General features: G+C 42.0%; 1 protein-coding gene. It reads left to right on the top strand.

Annotated features, from left to right (window positions below; translation table 11 throughout):
* Window positions 1–237: hypothetical protein (locus F0L68_RS44225; protein WP_223199643.1), on the top strand; the 237-nt coding region annotated here is incomplete at its 5' end.
* Between the last annotated feature and the right edge of the window lie 113 nt (window positions 238–350).

Here is a 350-nt window from a genome sequence, read left to right as displayed (position 1 = left end):
CCAGCACTGTTCAAATTTCGTACATACATGGATCGATTTTTGAACCTATTTTCCTATAACTCGAAAACTTACCATCGCACGGAGCTCAAACTTTGGCAAAAAACAAAACTTTTGGCGACGCACCTTCATATCGAAGCACAACCCTCTGACCCTCACCGTTTTCCGGTAAATGCTCGTTTAGAGCAAAAAAAAAGTTTTTCTATAATTTTTTCACAGCCAACTTGGTGGATCCCATAGACTTGGGAACCACACCATCCTGTAGAGGAAGGATACCGTGTACATATTTCTTGGTCTTGTCATTTTTCGATTTTCAAAATACCCTCTGAGCTACGGGCCCTCAAAGTGGACCC

Origin of the sequence: Solihabitans fulvus (genome assembly GCF_008386585.1) — a bacterium.
In the GTDB taxonomy this organism is placed as follows: Bacteria; Actinomycetota; Actinomycetes; order Mycobacteriales; family Pseudonocardiaceae; genus Solihabitans; species Solihabitans fulvus.
The sequence above is the reverse complement of the archived record's forward strand: the minus strand, read 5'-3'. Positions and strand labels throughout refer to the sequence as shown.